Source organism: Cetobacterium sp. 2G large, assembly GCF_014250655.1.
Classification (GTDB): domain Bacteria; phylum Fusobacteriota; class Fusobacteriia; order Fusobacteriales; family Fusobacteriaceae; genus Cetobacterium_A; species Cetobacterium_A somerae.
The window spans coordinates 20,565-37,193 of record NZ_JACHTH010000007.1 but is presented as its reverse complement, the minus strand read 5'-3'; the positions used below and the strand labels follow the sequence as shown (position 1 = coordinate 37,193).

At 28.8% G+C, this 16,629-nt stretch carries 15 protein-coding genes and 1 riboswitch; of the genes, 7 read left to right on the top strand and 8 right to left on the bottom strand.

Annotation, left to right across the window (positions count from 1 at the left end; genetic code table 11):
• The first annotated feature begins 43 nt into the window (after nt 1-43).
• The gene (locus H5J23_RS10860) at nt 44-283 is read left to right on the top strand and encodes a hypothetical protein (protein ID WP_023051068.1); all 240 of its coding nucleotides are present in this window, start codon (nt 44-46) and stop codon (nt 281-283) included.
• Between the two features lie 27 nt (nt 284-310).
• Nucleotides 311-703 carry a large-conductance mechanosensitive channel protein MscL gene (mscL, locus tag H5J23_RS10855; RefSeq protein ID WP_023051067.1) on the top strand — a complete coding sequence of 131 codons (393 nt, stop codon included), beginning with the start codon at nt 311-313 and terminating at the stop codon, nt 701-703.
• A gap of 48 nt (nt 704-751) precedes the next feature.
• Here the strand turns inward: mscL and H5J23_RS10850 are convergent, their stop codons facing one another.
• The 5 genes from H5J23_RS10850 to yvcK all read right to left on the bottom strand — a co-directional run bounded on the left by H5J23_RS10850 (nt 752) and on the right by yvcK (nt 6,943).
• On the bottom strand, nt 752-1,927 hold the full coding sequence (locus H5J23_RS10850) for a M20 family metallopeptidase (protein ID WP_023051066.1): 1,176 nt from the start codon (nt 1,925-1,927) through the stop codon (nt 752-754).
• 5 nt (nt 1,928-1,932) lie between these two features.
• Nucleotides 1,933-3,045, bottom strand: coding sequence for an ethanolamine utilization protein EutH (eutH, locus tag H5J23_RS10845; RefSeq protein WP_185892238.1), 1,113 nt, complete (start codon nt 3,043-3,045; stop codon nt 1,933-1,935).
• 95 nt (nt 3,046-3,140) lie between these two features.
• Nucleotides 3,141-4,076 (bottom strand): nitronate monooxygenase family protein, encoded by a 936-nt coding sequence (locus H5J23_RS10840; RefSeq protein ID WP_023051064.1) that lies wholly within the window; start codon nt 4,074-4,076, stop codon nt 3,141-3,143.
• A 113-nt stretch (nt 4,077-4,189) separates the two neighbouring features.
• Nucleotides 4,190-4,369: riboswitch (cobalamin riboswitch) on the top strand.
• Between the two features lie 198 nt (nt 4,370-4,567).
• A complete protein-coding gene (locus H5J23_RS10835) occupies nt 4,568-5,959 on the bottom strand; it encodes an aminopeptidase (protein ID WP_185892237.1) in 1,392 nt (463 codons plus the stop codon).
• A 12-nt stretch (nt 5,960-5,971) separates the two neighbouring features.
• On the bottom strand, nt 5,972-6,943 hold the full coding sequence (gene yvcK / locus H5J23_RS10830) for a uridine diphosphate-N-acetylglucosamine-binding protein YvcK (RefSeq protein ID WP_023051062.1): 972 nt from the start codon (nt 6,941-6,943) through the stop codon (nt 5,972-5,974).
• Between the two features lie 110 nt (nt 6,944-7,053).
• On the opposite strand from yvcK, the gene H5J23_RS10825 reads away from it, so the two are divergent.
• Genes H5J23_RS10825 through H5J23_RS10815 form a run of 3 tightly spaced genes read left to right on the top strand, consistent with a single transcriptional unit; the run spans nt 7,054 to nt 9,268 of the window.
• Nucleotides 7,054-8,136 (top strand): histidinol-phosphate transaminase, encoded by a 1,083-nt coding sequence (locus H5J23_RS10825; RefSeq protein ID WP_185892235.1) that lies wholly within the window; start codon nt 7,054-7,056, stop codon nt 8,134-8,136.
• A gap of 12 nt (nt 8,137-8,148) precedes the next feature.
• On the top strand, nt 8,149-9,000 hold the full coding sequence (locus H5J23_RS10820; protein ID WP_185892234.1) for an outer membrane protein OmpK: 852 nt from the start codon (nt 8,149-8,151) through the stop codon (nt 8,998-9,000).
• Between the two features lie 16 nt (nt 9,001-9,016).
• Nucleotides 9,017-9,268: a hypothetical protein gene (locus tag H5J23_RS10815; protein WP_023051059.1), complete on the top strand. Its 252-nt coding sequence runs from the start codon at nt 9,017-9,019 to the stop codon at nt 9,266-9,268.
• A gap of 266 nt (nt 9,269-9,534) precedes the next feature.
• Here the strand turns inward: H5J23_RS10815 and H5J23_RS10810 are convergent, their stop codons facing one another.
• Nucleotides 9,535-10,929, bottom strand: coding sequence for an aminopeptidase P family protein (locus H5J23_RS10810; RefSeq protein ID WP_185892232.1), 1,395 nt, complete (start codon nt 10,927-10,929; stop codon nt 9,535-9,537).
• A gap of 358 nt (nt 10,930-11,287) precedes the next feature.
• Here H5J23_RS10810 and nrdD point away from each other — a divergent pair, with 358 nt between their 5' ends.
• Nucleotides 11,288-13,477, top strand: a complete 2,190-nt coding sequence (gene nrdD, locus H5J23_RS10805; protein ID WP_040407446.1) for an anaerobic ribonucleoside-triphosphate reductase — start codon at nt 11,288-11,290, stop codon at nt 13,475-13,477.
• Nucleotides 13,478-13,495: 18 nt separating this feature from the next.
• Entirely contained in the window at nt 13,496-14,005 is a 510-nt protein-coding gene (gene nrdG / locus H5J23_RS10800) for an anaerobic ribonucleoside-triphosphate reductase activating protein (protein WP_185892230.1), read from the top strand.
• 44 nt (nt 14,006-14,049) lie between these two features.
• On the opposite strand, the gene mglC is transcribed toward nrdG, so the two are convergent.
• Both mglC and mglA read right to left on the bottom strand, forming a co-directional pair.
• On the bottom strand, nt 14,050-15,060 hold the full coding sequence (mglC, locus tag H5J23_RS10795) for a galactose/methyl galactoside ABC transporter permease MglC (RefSeq protein WP_023049652.1): 1,011 nt from the start codon (nt 15,058-15,060) through the stop codon (nt 14,050-14,052).
• 16 nt (nt 15,061-15,076) lie between these two features.
• Complete coding sequence (gene mglA, locus H5J23_RS10790; RefSeq protein WP_185892229.1) at nt 15,077-16,573, bottom strand: galactose/methyl galactoside ABC transporter ATP-binding protein MglA; 1,497 nt, start codon at nt 16,571-16,573, stop codon at nt 15,077-15,079.
• Nucleotides 16,574-16,629: the final 56 nt, after the last annotated feature.

Genomic DNA, 16,629 nt, shown 5'->3' with positions numbered 1-16,629 from the left:
ATATATTTAGCATAATACTTTTATAATAAAAGGAGGGAAATCTATGCTGCACTTTGTACACGACTTTGAATTCTTAGGACTAGCGAAGAAAAATTTTACTGATGATTATGGAAACGAGATGAGTCAACTATACTATATATATAAATGTAAAAAATGCCATAAAATTAGAATCAAAGAGTTTATGGTGTCTAAATCTGATGAATCTGATGGAATTCCTACAGTATTAGGTTTATATCGTAATGCTCTTGATTGTGATGTAATTAAAGCTATTGAAATCTCTTAATCTTGCTGTAATTAAGGAGGCTATTAAATGTTTTTAAAAGAATTTAAAGAGTTTGCCATAAAAGGAAACGCTATAGATTTAGCTGTTGGTGTTATTATTGGTGGTGCTTTTGGAAAGATTGTTAGTTCTATTGTAAATGATATTTTAATGCCTATTATTGGCATATTTTTAGGTGGAGTTAATTTTAGCAATTTGAAGTATGTTATTAAACCTGCTGAAGGAACTGTGCCTGAGGCGGCTATACGATATGGTAATTTTATCCAATCTGTTGTTGATTTTACTATAATTGCATTTTGTATTTTTTTGATGGTTAAAGGTATTAATCATCTTCGTAAAAAAGAGGAGGCACCTCCTGCTCCTGGTCCTAGTAAAGAGGAGATTCTATTAACAGAAATCAGAGATCTTTTAGCTAAAAAATAACTTTAAACAAAAGAAAAGGATTGTCCTAAATATGACAATCCTTTTTTATTATTTTCTATTATCAAACTCTAATTTTATTTCATCTAATATTTTTTCACTTTTTAATATTTTTATTCCTGTTAAAGTAAGAGCTAATACAGCTTCTTCCATACCTTTATAAGCTCCATCTTCAATTGTACACTGTGCTAATTCTCTGCTATGACTAATTACATCTTTGTATAAAGGTAAATATGGATGAATTGTCGCACACACATGACTTACATCTCCTGCATCAGTAGATCCACTATCCTCCGAATCTTTCATTTCAGTTATTCCTATATCTTTTAAACTTTCCTCGTAAAGATTCATTAAAGTTTTGTTTGTTATTAAATCTAAAAAACTTGTTTCGTAGTTTTCTATTTCTAATTTAGTTCCTGAAGAAATTGCAGCACCTTTAGCACAATTTAATACTTTTTCTAAAAGTGTATCCAATTCATTTTTATTTCTTGATCTTACATAAAAATTAGCTACAGCTAAATCTGGAATTATATTAGCTGCTTCTCCACCTTTTGTTATAATTCCATGTACTCTATCAGTTGGTAGTATTTGTTGTCTTAATGCGTTTATTGTGTTGAATAAATTAATTACACCATCTAAAGCATTTATTCCTAAATGAGGAGATCCAGCTGCATGAGAAGTTTTCCCCTTAAATGTAAATTGTAAAGCTTCCATAGCCTGACTCGAACTACTTCTCAAGTGTAAATTTCCACTTGTAGGATGAACTATCATCGCAACATCAATATTATTAAATGCTCCAGATTTAACCATAGCTACCTTTGCCCCATCTGTTTCTTCCGCTGGCGTTCCAATAACTAATACTTCTCCACCATATATATTTACAAACTCTCTTAAAAGTATTCCAGCAGCACTACTAGTTACACCTAAAATATTATGACCACATCCATGACCTATTTCTGGAAGCGCATCATATTCAGCTAAATAAGCTATTCTTGGTCCAGGTTTTTCTCCTACATAATTTGCTAAAAAGGCTGTTTCAATTCCACAATAACCTTTCTCTATAAAAAATCCATATTTACTTAAAATTTCACAATGTCTATCTCTTGCTTTAAATTCTTTTAAACCTAATTCTGGATTTTCAAAAAGATAGCTATTTAAATCTTTTAATTCTTCAAAAATTTCCATATATCTTTCTTTTAATTCTAATATAATTTTTTCCAAATTCATCCCTCCTAGTTTATTTTAAAATTTTTATTTAATACAAAGCTTTTATTTTTTTCTTTTTTATTTATAAACATAGTTTTAGCCAGATAAATTGCACTAAATCCAGCTACTAATTTGGCTACAATGAAAGGTAATATATTATCAGGAGAAACTCCTGCCACAAATCCTAACTGTCCTCCAAAAACATATGAACCTGCTACCGCAAATGCGCTATTTATTATTTTACTGTTATTATCCATTTTATTAAAAATTCCAAACATTGGTATACTACTCACTAAAGATGCCATAAAACCAGCTGTACCACTCTCATCTATTCCTAATAAAGAGCCCATTTTTTTCAAAGTTTCTTTAAAATATTTTTCTATAAAATATAACAATGGATAAGCTCCACTTAAAGTTAAAGCTACTCTTGTAACTATCTTCATGCTTTCATCTATAGGATTTAATCCTTTAATTATTGAATATCCGAACATAGTTTCTATAATAGTTAAAACTAATCCTAAAGTTATTACTACTGTCATTCCTTTCCCAAATTTATCAAATAACTTGCAAGTTTTCTCTGGAAAAAACCATAGTCCTGTACAAATTATTCCTGAAAAAATTACTACCGGTATTAAATTGTGAATAATTAAAATCATATCAAGACCCATAATTACTCCTGCCACAAAGCAGCCTAAAGGAATTGTAGCTACACCACTCAATATTCCTTTAGAAAAATTCTCTTTTGACAATTCATCAATAATTCCAAAAGCTACAGGCATTGTAAAAATTACTACTGTTCCTAACATTGAACCTAATATTATTCCTGAAAAATCGATTAATTCTTTATTTATTGCTAAATCTTTCGCTAAAAAATATCCTCCCATATCTGTTGCTAAAATTGAGTTTATATATATCGAGGGATCAATCCCAGTTAAAAAGTAAAGTTTTTCAACAAATGGTTTTGAAAATTTTGAAATTAATGGACTTATCGATAAAATTCCTAACATAGCAAGTATCAAAGGACCCGCTACACATATTCCTTCTTGAAATCTTTTTCCATATCCCAATTTATTTCCAAAACATCTATCTAAGGCTCCTAAAACCGCAAAAAAAGTTAGAATAAAAAATATAACTTTCAACTTTAATCCTCCTAATTCTATTTTTATCAATTGATTATATCATGAATATAAAAAAAATCTAGTACTAACGTACTAGATTTCTATTTATTTTTATATTATTTTACAACTTTACTTCTAAATAAATCAAACACTTCTTTCACTGATAAAATCTCGTTAATTTTCCACGCATCTTTTCCTGCAAAGAAAATTCCTTCTAGTGAATCACCTTCATGACCTTTTATCAAACTATCTTTTACACAAAATTTTCTGCTACATTTTTTTAAACAACTTGTACACTTTTTAGGAGTTAATTTTTCTTCATTAATAACTCTTTTTACATATGGTGATACTATAGCATTTGCTGGAAGACCTGCAGAGCTCATAATTTGAACTACATCTCCCTCTTTTGAATTAACATACATTTCTTTAAATTCTTGACTTACCTCACACTCTTCAGTTGCTATAAATCTACTTCCCATTTGAACTCCATCTACACCTAAAGCCATCATTCTTTCTGCATCTTCTGGTGTAATTACCCCTCCAGCTCCAAAGACTGGAATTGAAACACCATTTACTATCTCTTCAACTATATCCCAAGAATCTTTATCTGTTCCTAAATGTCCACCTGCGTTCCCACCTTCCACAACAATGGCATCCGCACCTAACTTTTCAGCTATTTTAGCTAATTTTAAACTTGAAACTATTGGAATAATTTTTACTCCTGTTCCTTTTACAGTTTCAAATATATCTCTTGAGAATCCTGCTCCACAGATTATCATATCAACTTTCTCTTCTATCGATACTTTTACTGCCTCTGCAAAATTTGATGCAGCAACCATTATATTTACTCCAAGTGCTCCACCTTTTTCTATAATCATCTCTTTTGCTTTTCTTATTTCTTCTCTAAATTCTTCTGCTGGAATTGCAGTTCCTGATATAACACCAACTCCTCCTTGATTTGCTACTGCTGAAGCTAATCTCGACATTGATGCTCTTATTCCCATTCCTCCTTGAATAATTGGTACCTCTATATTTAAATCTCCTATTTTCACTTAAATTCACCTCCAAGTATAATAACACTTGTTATAATAACATATGTTATCAAAAAATGGAAACTTTTTTTATTTAAATTTCACCCTTGACTTTAAACAATATATGGAGTATATTCATATTAATGTTAAATAATATAACAGGACACTTAGATAAGGAAATGAGGTTTGATTCCTCTACGGCCCCGCCACTGTAATTTGGACGAAAGTATTTTATACCACTGGATTTATTTCTGGGAAGGTTTACGAGTAGAATGAAAAGAGTCAGGATATTTATCTCTAGTGAATTATCTTCGAGGGAGGAACTAAATATGATGAAATTTTGGCATTTTTTTCCTTAAGTCTATATAAATATCTTTAATAACATGAATTTTTTTGACTATAAGGAAAACAAACTAAAAAAACTTTTATAAAAACAAACAAACTTTTAAACAAACTTTTAAAAGCTCTCTAATCTAGAAATGTTGTCTAGAATAGAGAGCTTTCCTATTTTTTTAAATCATTTTCTCAAAAAATACTTTGTATGTTCTATAAGTTTCATATATATCTAATTTTGATGATACTTCAAATGGTGAGTGCATTGCTAAAAGTGCTGGTCCTACATCTATTGTTTTTATTCCTACTTCAGCTAAAAACATCGCAACGGTTCCTCCTCCACCTTCATCAACTCTACCTAATTCACCAATTTGCCAAGTAATTCCATGAGTATTTAATAGATTTCTTATACTCCATACATACTCTGCATCTGCATCATTTGTTCCGCTCTTACCTCTAGCTCCTGTAAATTTAGTTACAACAATACCATAATTTAATTTTGCTGCATTTTGAGGTTCATGAACTCCTTTAAATATAGGGTCCATTGCTGCATTTACATCTGATGATAATGCATTCGAATTCCAAAGAGTTTTTCTTAAATCTAAATCATTATATGTCCCTTGAATTTTGTTGATTAAATCACTTGTAAAATATTCTAAATAATTAGATTGTAATCCTGTTGATCCATGGGAACCTGTTTCTTCTTTATCTGCTAAAAAACAAACCGCTGTTTTTACTGGAATTTCATTTAAATCTAATATTGCTTTCAATGAAGTATAACCACAAACTCTATCATCTTGACCATAAGCTCCAATAAGAGATCTATCTAATCCCACATCTTTAGCTTTAAAAGCTGGAACTAATTGAAATTCTGCCGATATAAAATCCTCTTCTATCATATTATATGTTCTGTTTAACTCTTCTAAAATTTGATATTTTATTAATTCTTTAATTTCACTATTTTTAACTTCAGTTGGTATAGATCCAACTATTATTTGTAACTCTTCACCTTTTATAACTTCAGAAGTTTGTCTATCTCCTTGATATTTCGCTGCTAAATGTGGTAATAAATCTGGTATTGTAAATACAGGATCATCCTCTTTTTCTCCTATTATAATATCTTTTCTTTCTCCATTAGCTAAAATAACAACACCATGTAAAGACAAAGGTATTGATGCCCATTGATATTTTTTTATTCCACCATAATAATGCGTTTTCATATACGCTAGCTCTAACTCTTCATATAGTGGATTTTGCTTTAAATCTATTCTTGGAGAATCAATATGAGAAACTACATAATTTATTCCTTTTTTTATATCTTCTTTTCCCACCACTACTAAAACCAAATTTTTCTCTCTGTTTACATAATAAACTTTATCCCCTGCTTCTAATCTTTCCTTTGAATTAGCACATACAAACCCATTTTTTTTAGCTAATTCTAACCCAAATCTTACATATTCTCTTTCTGTTTTTCCTAAATCTAAAGAAGTTTTATATTCTTGACAAAAATCAAATATTTTTTCCCTCTCCAAATCCTTATTTTTCCACCCATTCTCTTTTTTTAATAACATTTTCTCCTCCTTTTATTCATCATAAAAATTTTCAAGACTATCTATTTGCGAATATACAACTGCTGCTAATTTATGCGATAAATGCCTAACTCTTTTTTCTGAATCTATTTTTATCAAAGGTTCTTTTATTACTTTTACTCTCATTTTCTTTAATCTATTTATATCTAATTCAACAAGTGTACTGCCTTCGTCACTGTATCTTTTAAGTATCTCTTCTGGTATCTCAACTGAATTAACTATCACTTTATCAATCATATCAAATCCTACATGTCTATTTATCGATTCTATGTGATCTGCAACGCTATAATTTTCTGTTTCCCCCATTTGTCCCATAGCATTGCAAATATAAATTTTTTGTGCTTTTGATTTCTTTAAAGCCTCTTGCATATTCTCTAATAGTAAATTTGGAATAATACTTGTATAAAGACTCCCTATAGAAAATACTATTAAATCAGCTTCTTCAATAGCTTTAATATTTTCCTTTGGACTATTTACTTTTCCATCATAAAAAACTCTTTTTATTTTTTCTCCTAAAACTGGTATGTCTGATTCACCAAATACAAATCCTCCACTCGTCTTTTCTGCTATTAACTCTATTTTTTCTAAGGTTGCAGGAAGTATTTTTCCATTAATATTAAAAAGTTTTCTAAGTCTTCTTAAGGCAACTTGTACATCGCCCGTAATCTCTGTCATTGCTGTTATCAACAAATTTCCTAATGGATGAGCGCCTATTGAAGAATCCTCTCTAAACCTATATTGAAAAACCTCCTCTATTAAAGGCTCTACATTACTCAAAGCTATCATCACATTTCTTAAATCACCTGGTGCTGGTATATTAAATTCTTTCTTTAAAATACCACTACTTCCACCACTATCTGCAACAGAAACAATAGCTGTTACATCTATTGGAAAGTGTTTTAACCCTCTTAATACTACAGAAAGTCCACTTCCACCTCCTATTACTACTACTTTTGGATTTCTCATTACTATTCCCCTTTTTATTTTTAATTATATTTATATTTTATAACATTCTTTTGCAAAAAAAAACTATATTTGTTAAAATAGTTATATATTTTAAATAATGGAGGGGTTTTATGAAAAATAATCATGGAGCAAATCTTCATCAACTATCAGAAACATTGGGTATTAATGAAAATCAAATTATTGATTTTAGTTCAAATATAAATCCTTTTGGACTTAGTCCTAAAGGATTAAAAAAACTAAAAGATAACCTACAACTTGCAAGTATTTATCCTGATCCTGATTATATAGAATTAAAGGCTAGTATTTCAAGCTACTGTAATTGTAATTCAGAAAATATTGTTTTAGGTAGTGGAGCTACAGAACTTATATCTTCTACAATTAAAATTATATCTCCAAAAGATACTTTACTTTTATCACCTGCCTATTCTGAATATGAAAATGAATTAATTAAAGTTGGGTCAAAAATTACTAAGTTTTTTTATGAAAAAGAAAATAACTTTCAAATCAATATAGATCATTTAATCTCATTTATTTCTTCTAATTGCTTTGATATGATTATTATCTGCAATCCAAACAACCCTACAGGAACATTAATCTCTGTTGAAGATCTTGAAAAAATTTATTTAAATTTTAAAAAACCAATTATGATTGACGAAACATATATTGAATTTACAGATTCTTCTAAAACTTCTGCTATCAATTTAGTTAATAAGTATGATAAATTTATAGTTATTAGAGGAACATCTAAGTTCTTTTCTACTCCTGGAATTAGGCTTGGATATTCTATTGTTTCAAAAGGAGAGATTTTAGACTCTTTAAATATTATTCCTAATCTTTGGAATATAAATATTTTTGCTTCTCTAATGGGTGAAGCAATGTTTAAAGATTATGACTTTATAAATATGTGTCATAATGATTTTAACGAAAATTTCAATTTACTATTTAAAGGCTTAAAAAACTTTAAAGAGTTTAAAGTTTATAACTCAAATAGTAATTTTATTCTTTGTGAAATTTTAAGCTCTAGGTTTGATGCTAACAACCTTTATAATTATCTATCTAAAAAAGGAATTATTATTAGAAAGGCTCAATCTTTTGATAAATTAAATGAAAAGTTTTTTAGAGTTTGTGTACTCACTAAAGAAAATATTAATCTTCTGTTAAAGGAGATTGAAGGATTTATACGGGAATATTAACACGGAGGGATTATGTTATTAAAGAAAATTTTACTTTTAGGTTCAGTTGTACTTTCAACAGTAAGTTATGCTAAATATGAACCTTGGAATTTTACTGTTTTAGAAGGTAGCCTTATTAAAGGTAATGCTTTACCAAATGGTTGGGGAACTTCAGAAAAAGATGTTGTTTTAGAGGTGCAAGGGACAACTAGATATAATCTTTTAGATTTATATTGGTTTGTGGATAGATCAAATATCTTTAAAAACTCTAAGCTAAGTGACAAAAATGGTATTGATGATAACTATACTTACGGTGAAATTTCACCTAGAATCTCAATAGATGGTTTAACTGGAACTAATCTATCTATAGGACCTATATCAGAGTGGTTTATTGCAACACAATTTGATTTTGATAATGTTCATGGTAAAAGTCAATGGACTGGGCAAAATGAAGGTCTTAGAAAATATTATATTGGTATCGGTAACTACGTGTCAATTCCAGAAATGAAGTATATGAAGTTTGATTATTTTAAAACAAATTTATATGCCAGATATGTGGAAAAGAATTATGGTCGAAACGAAGATCAATGGGATGGGTATTTGTTTAATATTGCTTATGGTGGTACTATTTATAAATTTGAAAATGGTATGAAATTTGGATTTAGTGGATGGCTTGATTATGATTTTGGTGCAAAAAATAGCTCTGGATTTAATAAACAAACTCACGACTCTTTACAATGGCAAAATCAAATTAGATTTTATCTAAACAATAATCTCTCTGTAAGTTATACCTATCAAATAAATAACCATTTTTCTCAAGTTGATCAAAATAGTTCAAATAAAAATAATGAATCTTTTGGTATTCATTATGCTATCATGTTTTAATTTGTAGGAGGATTATATGTTAAAAAATGAACTTTCTTTAATTGGAAAAAAAATGACTTTTGAAGAGTTAAATAATTTTATGATTGAAAACAACTATTATAATATACATAATGATTTAAGTGAAAGAGAAATTCAAGATTGCTTAAATGAAAATGTTATTGCTTTTGAAAACAAATTTCAAGATAGTGTCGAAGATATTTATACCTACATAGAATTTGAAGTTTTTGAAAACAATATTTTAAAAATAAATAATATATTTGAAATGTAAAAGATTACCCTCTGAAATTTCAGAGGGTATTTTTTATATTTTGTAATAAAAAAACTCCTTTTGGGGTAAAAGGAGTTTTTTATAACACGGGGGAGTGTTAAAATAAAAAGATTTAAATAAATTTTTGGGGGGTATTAAATTTACTTAATCATCGGTTTCAATTAATAATACTATATCCGCACTAAAATGTCAACAATGTTTTTAAATAGTTTTAATCTATTTTTGTTTTTTCTTTTTTAAAACATTCAAGTTCTATTAAAATACATTTAATTGTTGTTTTTTAAAATTTCTTCTATTTCATTAAAGTATTTAGGCATTTTATCTCCTAATCTTCTATTTCCGTTCTCCGTTATTAAGAAATCTCCCTCATATCTCATCCCACCAAAGTCTAGATATTTTTTTACTTCTTCATAATTAATATACTCTTCGAATTTACCTTCTTTTTTCCATCTCTCTATTAATTCAGGAATAAAATAAATACCAGGTTCAATTGTTAATACATACCCTGCTTTTAGTTCTTTTCCCATTCTTAAAGATTTTAGTCCAAATTGAGTCTCTCTTTTTGTAAACTCATCATAACCAACATTATTTTCACCAAAATTCTCCATATCATGTACATCTAAACCTATCATATGTCCTAATCCATGTGGGAAAAATAGCGCATGAGCTCCAGTATTAACTATTTCATCTATATTCCCCTTCATAATACCTCTTTTAATCATCCCCTTAGCTAAAACTTTACAAACCTCTAAATGAACAAACTTATTTGTTACTCCAGGCTTTGTACACTCTTCTGCTCTATCAAACATCTCAATTAATAATGAATATATATCCTTTTGTCTAGAATCAAACTTTCCTGAAACTGGAAAAACTGTTGTCATATCACCACAATAACCATTTTCTAATCTAGCACCACAATCTAATAAAACTACATCTCCTTCTTTGAAAGTATTTCCATGAAAATGATTATGTAAAATTTGACCATTCGTTGTGCAAATAGTATGGAAAGATGTTGTAGCATTATATTTTTTTGCTGCTGCTTCCAACAACGCTACCAATTCATAACCTTTCATTCCAGGCTTTACATTTTTCATAGCTGTTAGATGCATTTCTCTTGTCACATTTGTAGCTTTTTCTAACTCTGTAATCTCATAGTCTTTTTTTAAATTTCTCATTTCTATTATTCCAGCTACTAATTTTTTTGAGAACTTTTTATTTACATCATCCAAATTAAAATCTAATAATTTAGATATTTTTAAACTATTTTCAATACGATACTGATTAGTAAAATGAATAATTTGTTTCTTTAACTTAGCTTTTTCTAATACCTCTTCCAATTTTTCTGATTCTACAAACTTTTCAATCCCTACTTCTGTAGCTCTTTCTTTAAAAGTTTTTTGTTGTCCCATCCAAATTATATCATCTATTGTAAATTCTTTTCCAAATATATATTCTTTATCATTTTCTACATCTATAACTCCAATCAAATCTGGTGAATTTAATCCAAAATAATATAAAAATGTTGAATCTTGTATAAAATTATACGCATTATCTGCATAAGACATTGGTGATTCTGAATTTCCTATAATCAAGATTAATCCATCTCCCACCAATTCTTTTAATTTTTTTCTTCTTGAAATATAGATATTTTTATCAAACATAAAACCCCTCCTTTTATATTAGTATTTCAAAAATACTATAGCATATTTTTTTAATATTTTTTTATTTTTTTATTATTTAAAAAGTTCAAAAATAAAAATAACACAATATCTTGTGTTATTTTTTTAAACCAAACAATATATATTGTGTTTTTTATTTTTTTCTATGAATTTTTTTTGCTCTATTTTTTTTAATTTGATTATTTTTTTAACTTCATTTTGCTTTAGTAACTCTATATTTTTCTGTCAAATATTTTTTTTTAACCATTTTTTTAATCATTTTTACTTTTTTACACATTTGTAGAATTATATAAAAATGTGTATAATAATTGAAGAAAAAAATAAAAATGGGGTGATTTCTTTGAAAGAAGTTATTAAAAGAGATGGATCAACTGTAAACTTTGATAAAAGTAGAATTGTTAGAGCTATTACTATGGCTTTTAATCAAAAAGAAAAATTAGTTAATACCGATCTTATTGAGAAAATAGCGTCTCAAATAGAAAATCTTGATACTCCTAAGATGCATGTTGAGGAAATCCAGGATATTGTTGTAAAAAAACTTATGGGATCTTCTGAAAAAGATATTGCACTTTCTTATCAAGAATATCGTACTGTTAAAAATGAGCTAAGAAAAAAAGAACAGGTTATATATAAAAAAATTGGTGAATTAATCGACGCATCTAACGAAGATATGTTAAATGAAAATGCTAATAAAGATGGAAAAACAATCTCTGTACAAAGAGATTTATTAGCTGGTATTTCATCGAAAGATTATTATTTAAATAGAATTCTACCAAAACACTTAAAAGAAGCTCATGAAAGTGGAAGAATACACATACATGATTTAGATTACCTTCTTTTTAGAGAAACAAATTGTGAGTTAGTTAATATTGAACAAATGTTAAAAGGTGGATGCAATATCGGTAATGCTAAAATGTTAGAACCTAACTCTGTTGAAGTTGCAGTTGGACATATTGTACAAATTATCGCTTCTGTTTCTTCGAATACTTATGGTGGATGCTCTATTCCTTACCTTGACAGAGCATTAGTTCCATATATTGTTAAAACATTTAAAAAACATTTTGCAAAAGGATTAAAGTATATAGAAAGATTAACTCAAAGTGAAATTGATTCAATTCTTTCTACAACTGATATCAACTACTCTAATGAATCTTTAAAAGCAAAATATCCAAACGCTTTTGATTATACTGTAGATATGACTGAGGAGTCTGTAAAACAGTCTATGCAAGGTTTAGAATATGAAATCAATAGTTTATCTACAGTTAATGGTCAAACTCCTTTTACTACTATAGGAATAGGAACTGAAACATCTTGGGAAGGTAAATTAGTTCAAAAATTTGTATTCAAAACTAGAATGGAAGGATTTGGAGCAAAAAAAGAGACTGCTATATTCCCTAAAATCGTTTATGCTGTTTGCGATGGATTAAACTTCAATCCTGAAGATCCAAACTGGGACATATCTCAACTTGCTTTTGAATGTATGACAAAATCTGTTTATCCTGATATCTTATTCGTTACACCAGAACAAGTTAAAAACGGTACTGTTGTTTATCCTATGGGATGTAGAGCGTTCCTATCTCCTTGGTGGGACGAAAACGGAAATGAAAAATACTCAGGTAGATTTAATATTGGAGCTACTACAATTAACTTACCTAAAATCGCTATAAAAAATAGAGGTAACGAAGCTGGATTCTATAAAGAATTAGATGAAATTTTAAACCTTTGTAAAGAAAATAGTATATTCAGAGCTAAATATTTAGAAAATACTCCTGCAGAAATTGCTCCAATTCTTTGGATGGCCGGTGCTCTTTCTGAGAAACAAGCTAAAGAAACAATCAAAGATTTAATCTGGGGCGGATATGCTACTGTATCTATTGGTTATATTGGTCTTAGCGAAGTTTCTGAGCTTATATATGGTAAAAACTTTGCCTTAGATGAAGAATCATATGATAAAACATTTAAAATTTTAGAATATATTTCTAAAAAAGTTAAAGAATTTAAAGATGAAACAAAATTAGGATTCGCTCTTTATTCTACACCTTCTGAATCTCTTTGTGATAGATTTGCCCAAATAGATTTAAAAGAGTTTGGTCCAATTGAAGGAATCACTGATAAAGAATATTACGATAACTCTTTCCACGTTTCTTCTAAAATTAAAATAAATCCTTTTGAGAAATTGAGATTAGAGGCTCCTGGACATACTTTAGCAGCTGGTGGACATATCAGTTACATTGAAACTGATTCTTTAAAGAAAAACCTTGAAGCTGTATATCAAGTTTTAAGATATGCTCAATCAATTGGGATTCACTATATGGGAATTAATCAACCCGTTGATAAATGTCACATCTGTAACTTTAATGGAGAATTTTTAGCAACAGAAAGAGGATTTGAATGCCCACAATGTGGAAATCATGATTCTACTAAAATGAATGTTATAAGAAGAGTATGTGGTTACTTAGCTCAACCTGATTCTAGACCTTTCAATAAAGGAAAACAAAAAGAGGTTATAAATAGAGTTAAACATATGTAAAATGATGGGAGATTGATTATGAATTATTCTGGTATTAAATATACAGATATGATTAATGGGGAAGGTATTAGAGTTAGTCTTTTTGTAAGTGGTTGTTCACACTATTGTAAAGATTGTTTTAATTCTGATACTTGGGATCCAAATTATGGTTCTCTATTTACTGAAGAAACTGAAAATGATATTTTAAACTATTTTAAAAAATATGATAAAAGTATAAAAGGATTATCTTTATTAGGAGGAGACCCTACTTATATCAGTAATATAGATCCTCTTGTGTCTTTTATAAAGAAATTTAAAAATCTTTTTCCTGAAAAAGATATCTGGATTTGGTCAGGTTTTACTTGGGAAGCTATTATTGAAAGCCCAAAGTTATTGTCTCTTATAGAATTATGTGATATTTTAGTCGATGGAAAGTTTCGAATAGAAGAAAAAGATTTAAATCTTAAATGGCGTGGTAGTAAAAATCAAAGAGTCATTAATATAAAAAAAAGTTTAGAGTTAAAAGAAACCATCAAATATATAGATTAAAAAAGAATCTAGAGGTATACTCCTCTAGATTCTTTTTATTATTTCTATTTTTTCTTTACATATTTTAATGTATCTAATGCAACTGCCATAACTATTATTAATCCTTTTATTATATATTGCCAATATGGATTTACTCCTATAAAAGTTAATCCATAGTTTATTACAGTAAAAATTATAACCCCTATTAATACTCCTGGAACTGTTCCTACTCCTCCTGAAAACGAAACTCCTCCTACAACACAAGCTGCTATAGCATCCATCTCATACATATTTCCAAGGTTATTTGTAGCACTTCCTACTCTTCCAGCCTCTAACATTCCACCAAAAGCATAGAATATTCCAGATAATGTATAAACTAGCACTAATGTCTTTTTTACATTTACTCCTGATACCTTAGCCGCTTCAGGATTTCCTCCTACTGCAAATAAATTTTTTCCAAAAGTTGTTTTATTCCATAAAATCCATATAAACAATACTGCTAATGCTGCATAAATAATCAGATAGTTAAATCTAAATCCTGCTATTGTGAAATAGCCTTGAGCAAAATTAGTAAAACTCTTTGAGAATCCTGCTATTGGTGAAGCTCCAACATAATCATAATATAAAGAGTTTGCACCATAGATTATAATCATCGAACCTAGCGTTGCAACAAATGGAGTTACATTTAAGTATGCTACAACAAATCCATTTAAAAATCCAACAAATGCTCCAATAATTCCTATTATAACTATAACAGCTGGAATTGGTAATGTATCTAGATTAGGAAATACTTTATTTACATTAGTCATTGCCTGTAATAATGTCGCCGAAATTACTGCTGATAACCCTACTTGTCTTCCTACAGATAAATCTGTTCCTTGAGTAACTATTATTCCTGCTACTCCTAAAGCTAATATTGTTCTAACTGATGATTGAGTTAGTATATTTCTCATATTTCTAAAACTTAGAAAAGATGGTTCTTTTATAATTATTCCTGCTATAAGTATCAACAATACTAAATATAACCCTCCATCCAATAGAAGTTTTTTTGTATCTTTACCTTTAAAAAATTCCATTTTGTCCTCCCGTAACTTATAAATATAATGATGCTAATTTTAAAATCTCTTCTTGACTTGTTTCATGAGTATTTACAATTCCAGCTACTCTTCCATTACTCATAACTAATATTCTATCTGTAACCCCTAAAAGCTCTGGCATTTCAGAAGAAATCATAATTATTCCTTTTCCTTTATTTGCCAAGTCTAGCATTAACTGATAAATTTCATATTTAGCTCCTACATCTATACCTCTTGTTGGTTCATCTAACATCAGTATATCCGGACTAGTTAAAAGCCATCTTCCTATTATTACTTTTTGTTGATTTCCACCTGATAAATTCCCAATAGGAGTTTTTTGGTTTGGCGTTTTTACTCTCATTGAATCAATAACCCATTTCGTATCTCCATACATTTTAGAAGAGTTCAAAATTTTATTTTTCCCTTCATAATTAGTCATATTAGATATTAAAGAATTAAATTCAATATTTAACTGAGGAAAAATACCTGTAGCTCTTCTCTCCTCTGTTACAAGTGCAAAACCATTTTTTATAGCTTCTAAACTAGTTTTATTTTCTATTTCTTTTCCATTTATTATTACTTTTCCACTTTCTCTTTCTCTAATTCCAAATATAGTTTCAACTATATCTGTTCTTTTAGATCCAACTAATCCTGCTACTCCAAGGATTTCTCCTTTTTTCAATTCAAATGTTATATCTTTTATAGACGGTTGATTTTTAGCTGTTAAGTTTTCTACTTGAAGTACCACTTCTTGAGGAACATTTGTTTTTTCAGGAAATCTTTGAGTTAAAGATCTTCCAACCATCATACTTATTATCTCATCAGTTGATAATCCTTCTAAACTAGTTGTAGTAACCCACTGTCCATCTCTTAGTATTGTTATATCATCACAAATCTCTTTTATTTCTTCCATTTTATGAGATATATATACAACACCACAACCTCTATCTGTAAGCTTTTTGATAATCTTAAAAAGATGTCCAACTTCCTTTTCTGTTAGAGAGGATGTAGGCTCATCCATTACTATTATTTTAGAATTATATGAAAAGGCCTTTGCTATCTCAACCATTTGCATCTGTGATACAGATAATGTTGAAACTTTCGCTTTTGGATCTACATCAATTTCCAACTCTTTAAATATTTTCTTTGTATCTTCATACATCTTTTTATGATCTACAAATATTCCTTTTAAAGGATACCTCCCTAACCAAACATTGTCCATTACAGTTCTTTGTAAAACTTGATTTAGTTCTTGGTGAACCATTGATACACCATTTTCTAAAGCATCTTTAGCTGAAATAAAATTAACTTCTTTTCCATCTAAGAAAACTTTCCCCTCATCTCTTGAATAAATTCCAAATAAACATTTCATTAAAGTTGACTTCCCAGCTCCATTTTCTCCCATTAAAGCATGAACTGTATGAGGTCTTATTTTTAAATTTACCTTATCTAGAGCTTTTACTCCGGGAAAAGACTTTGATACTTCTGTCATTTCTAGTAAATATTTTTCCATACCCACTCCTTAAAATCTAAATATTTTATAAAGAAAGGGAGGCTCATACCTCCCCT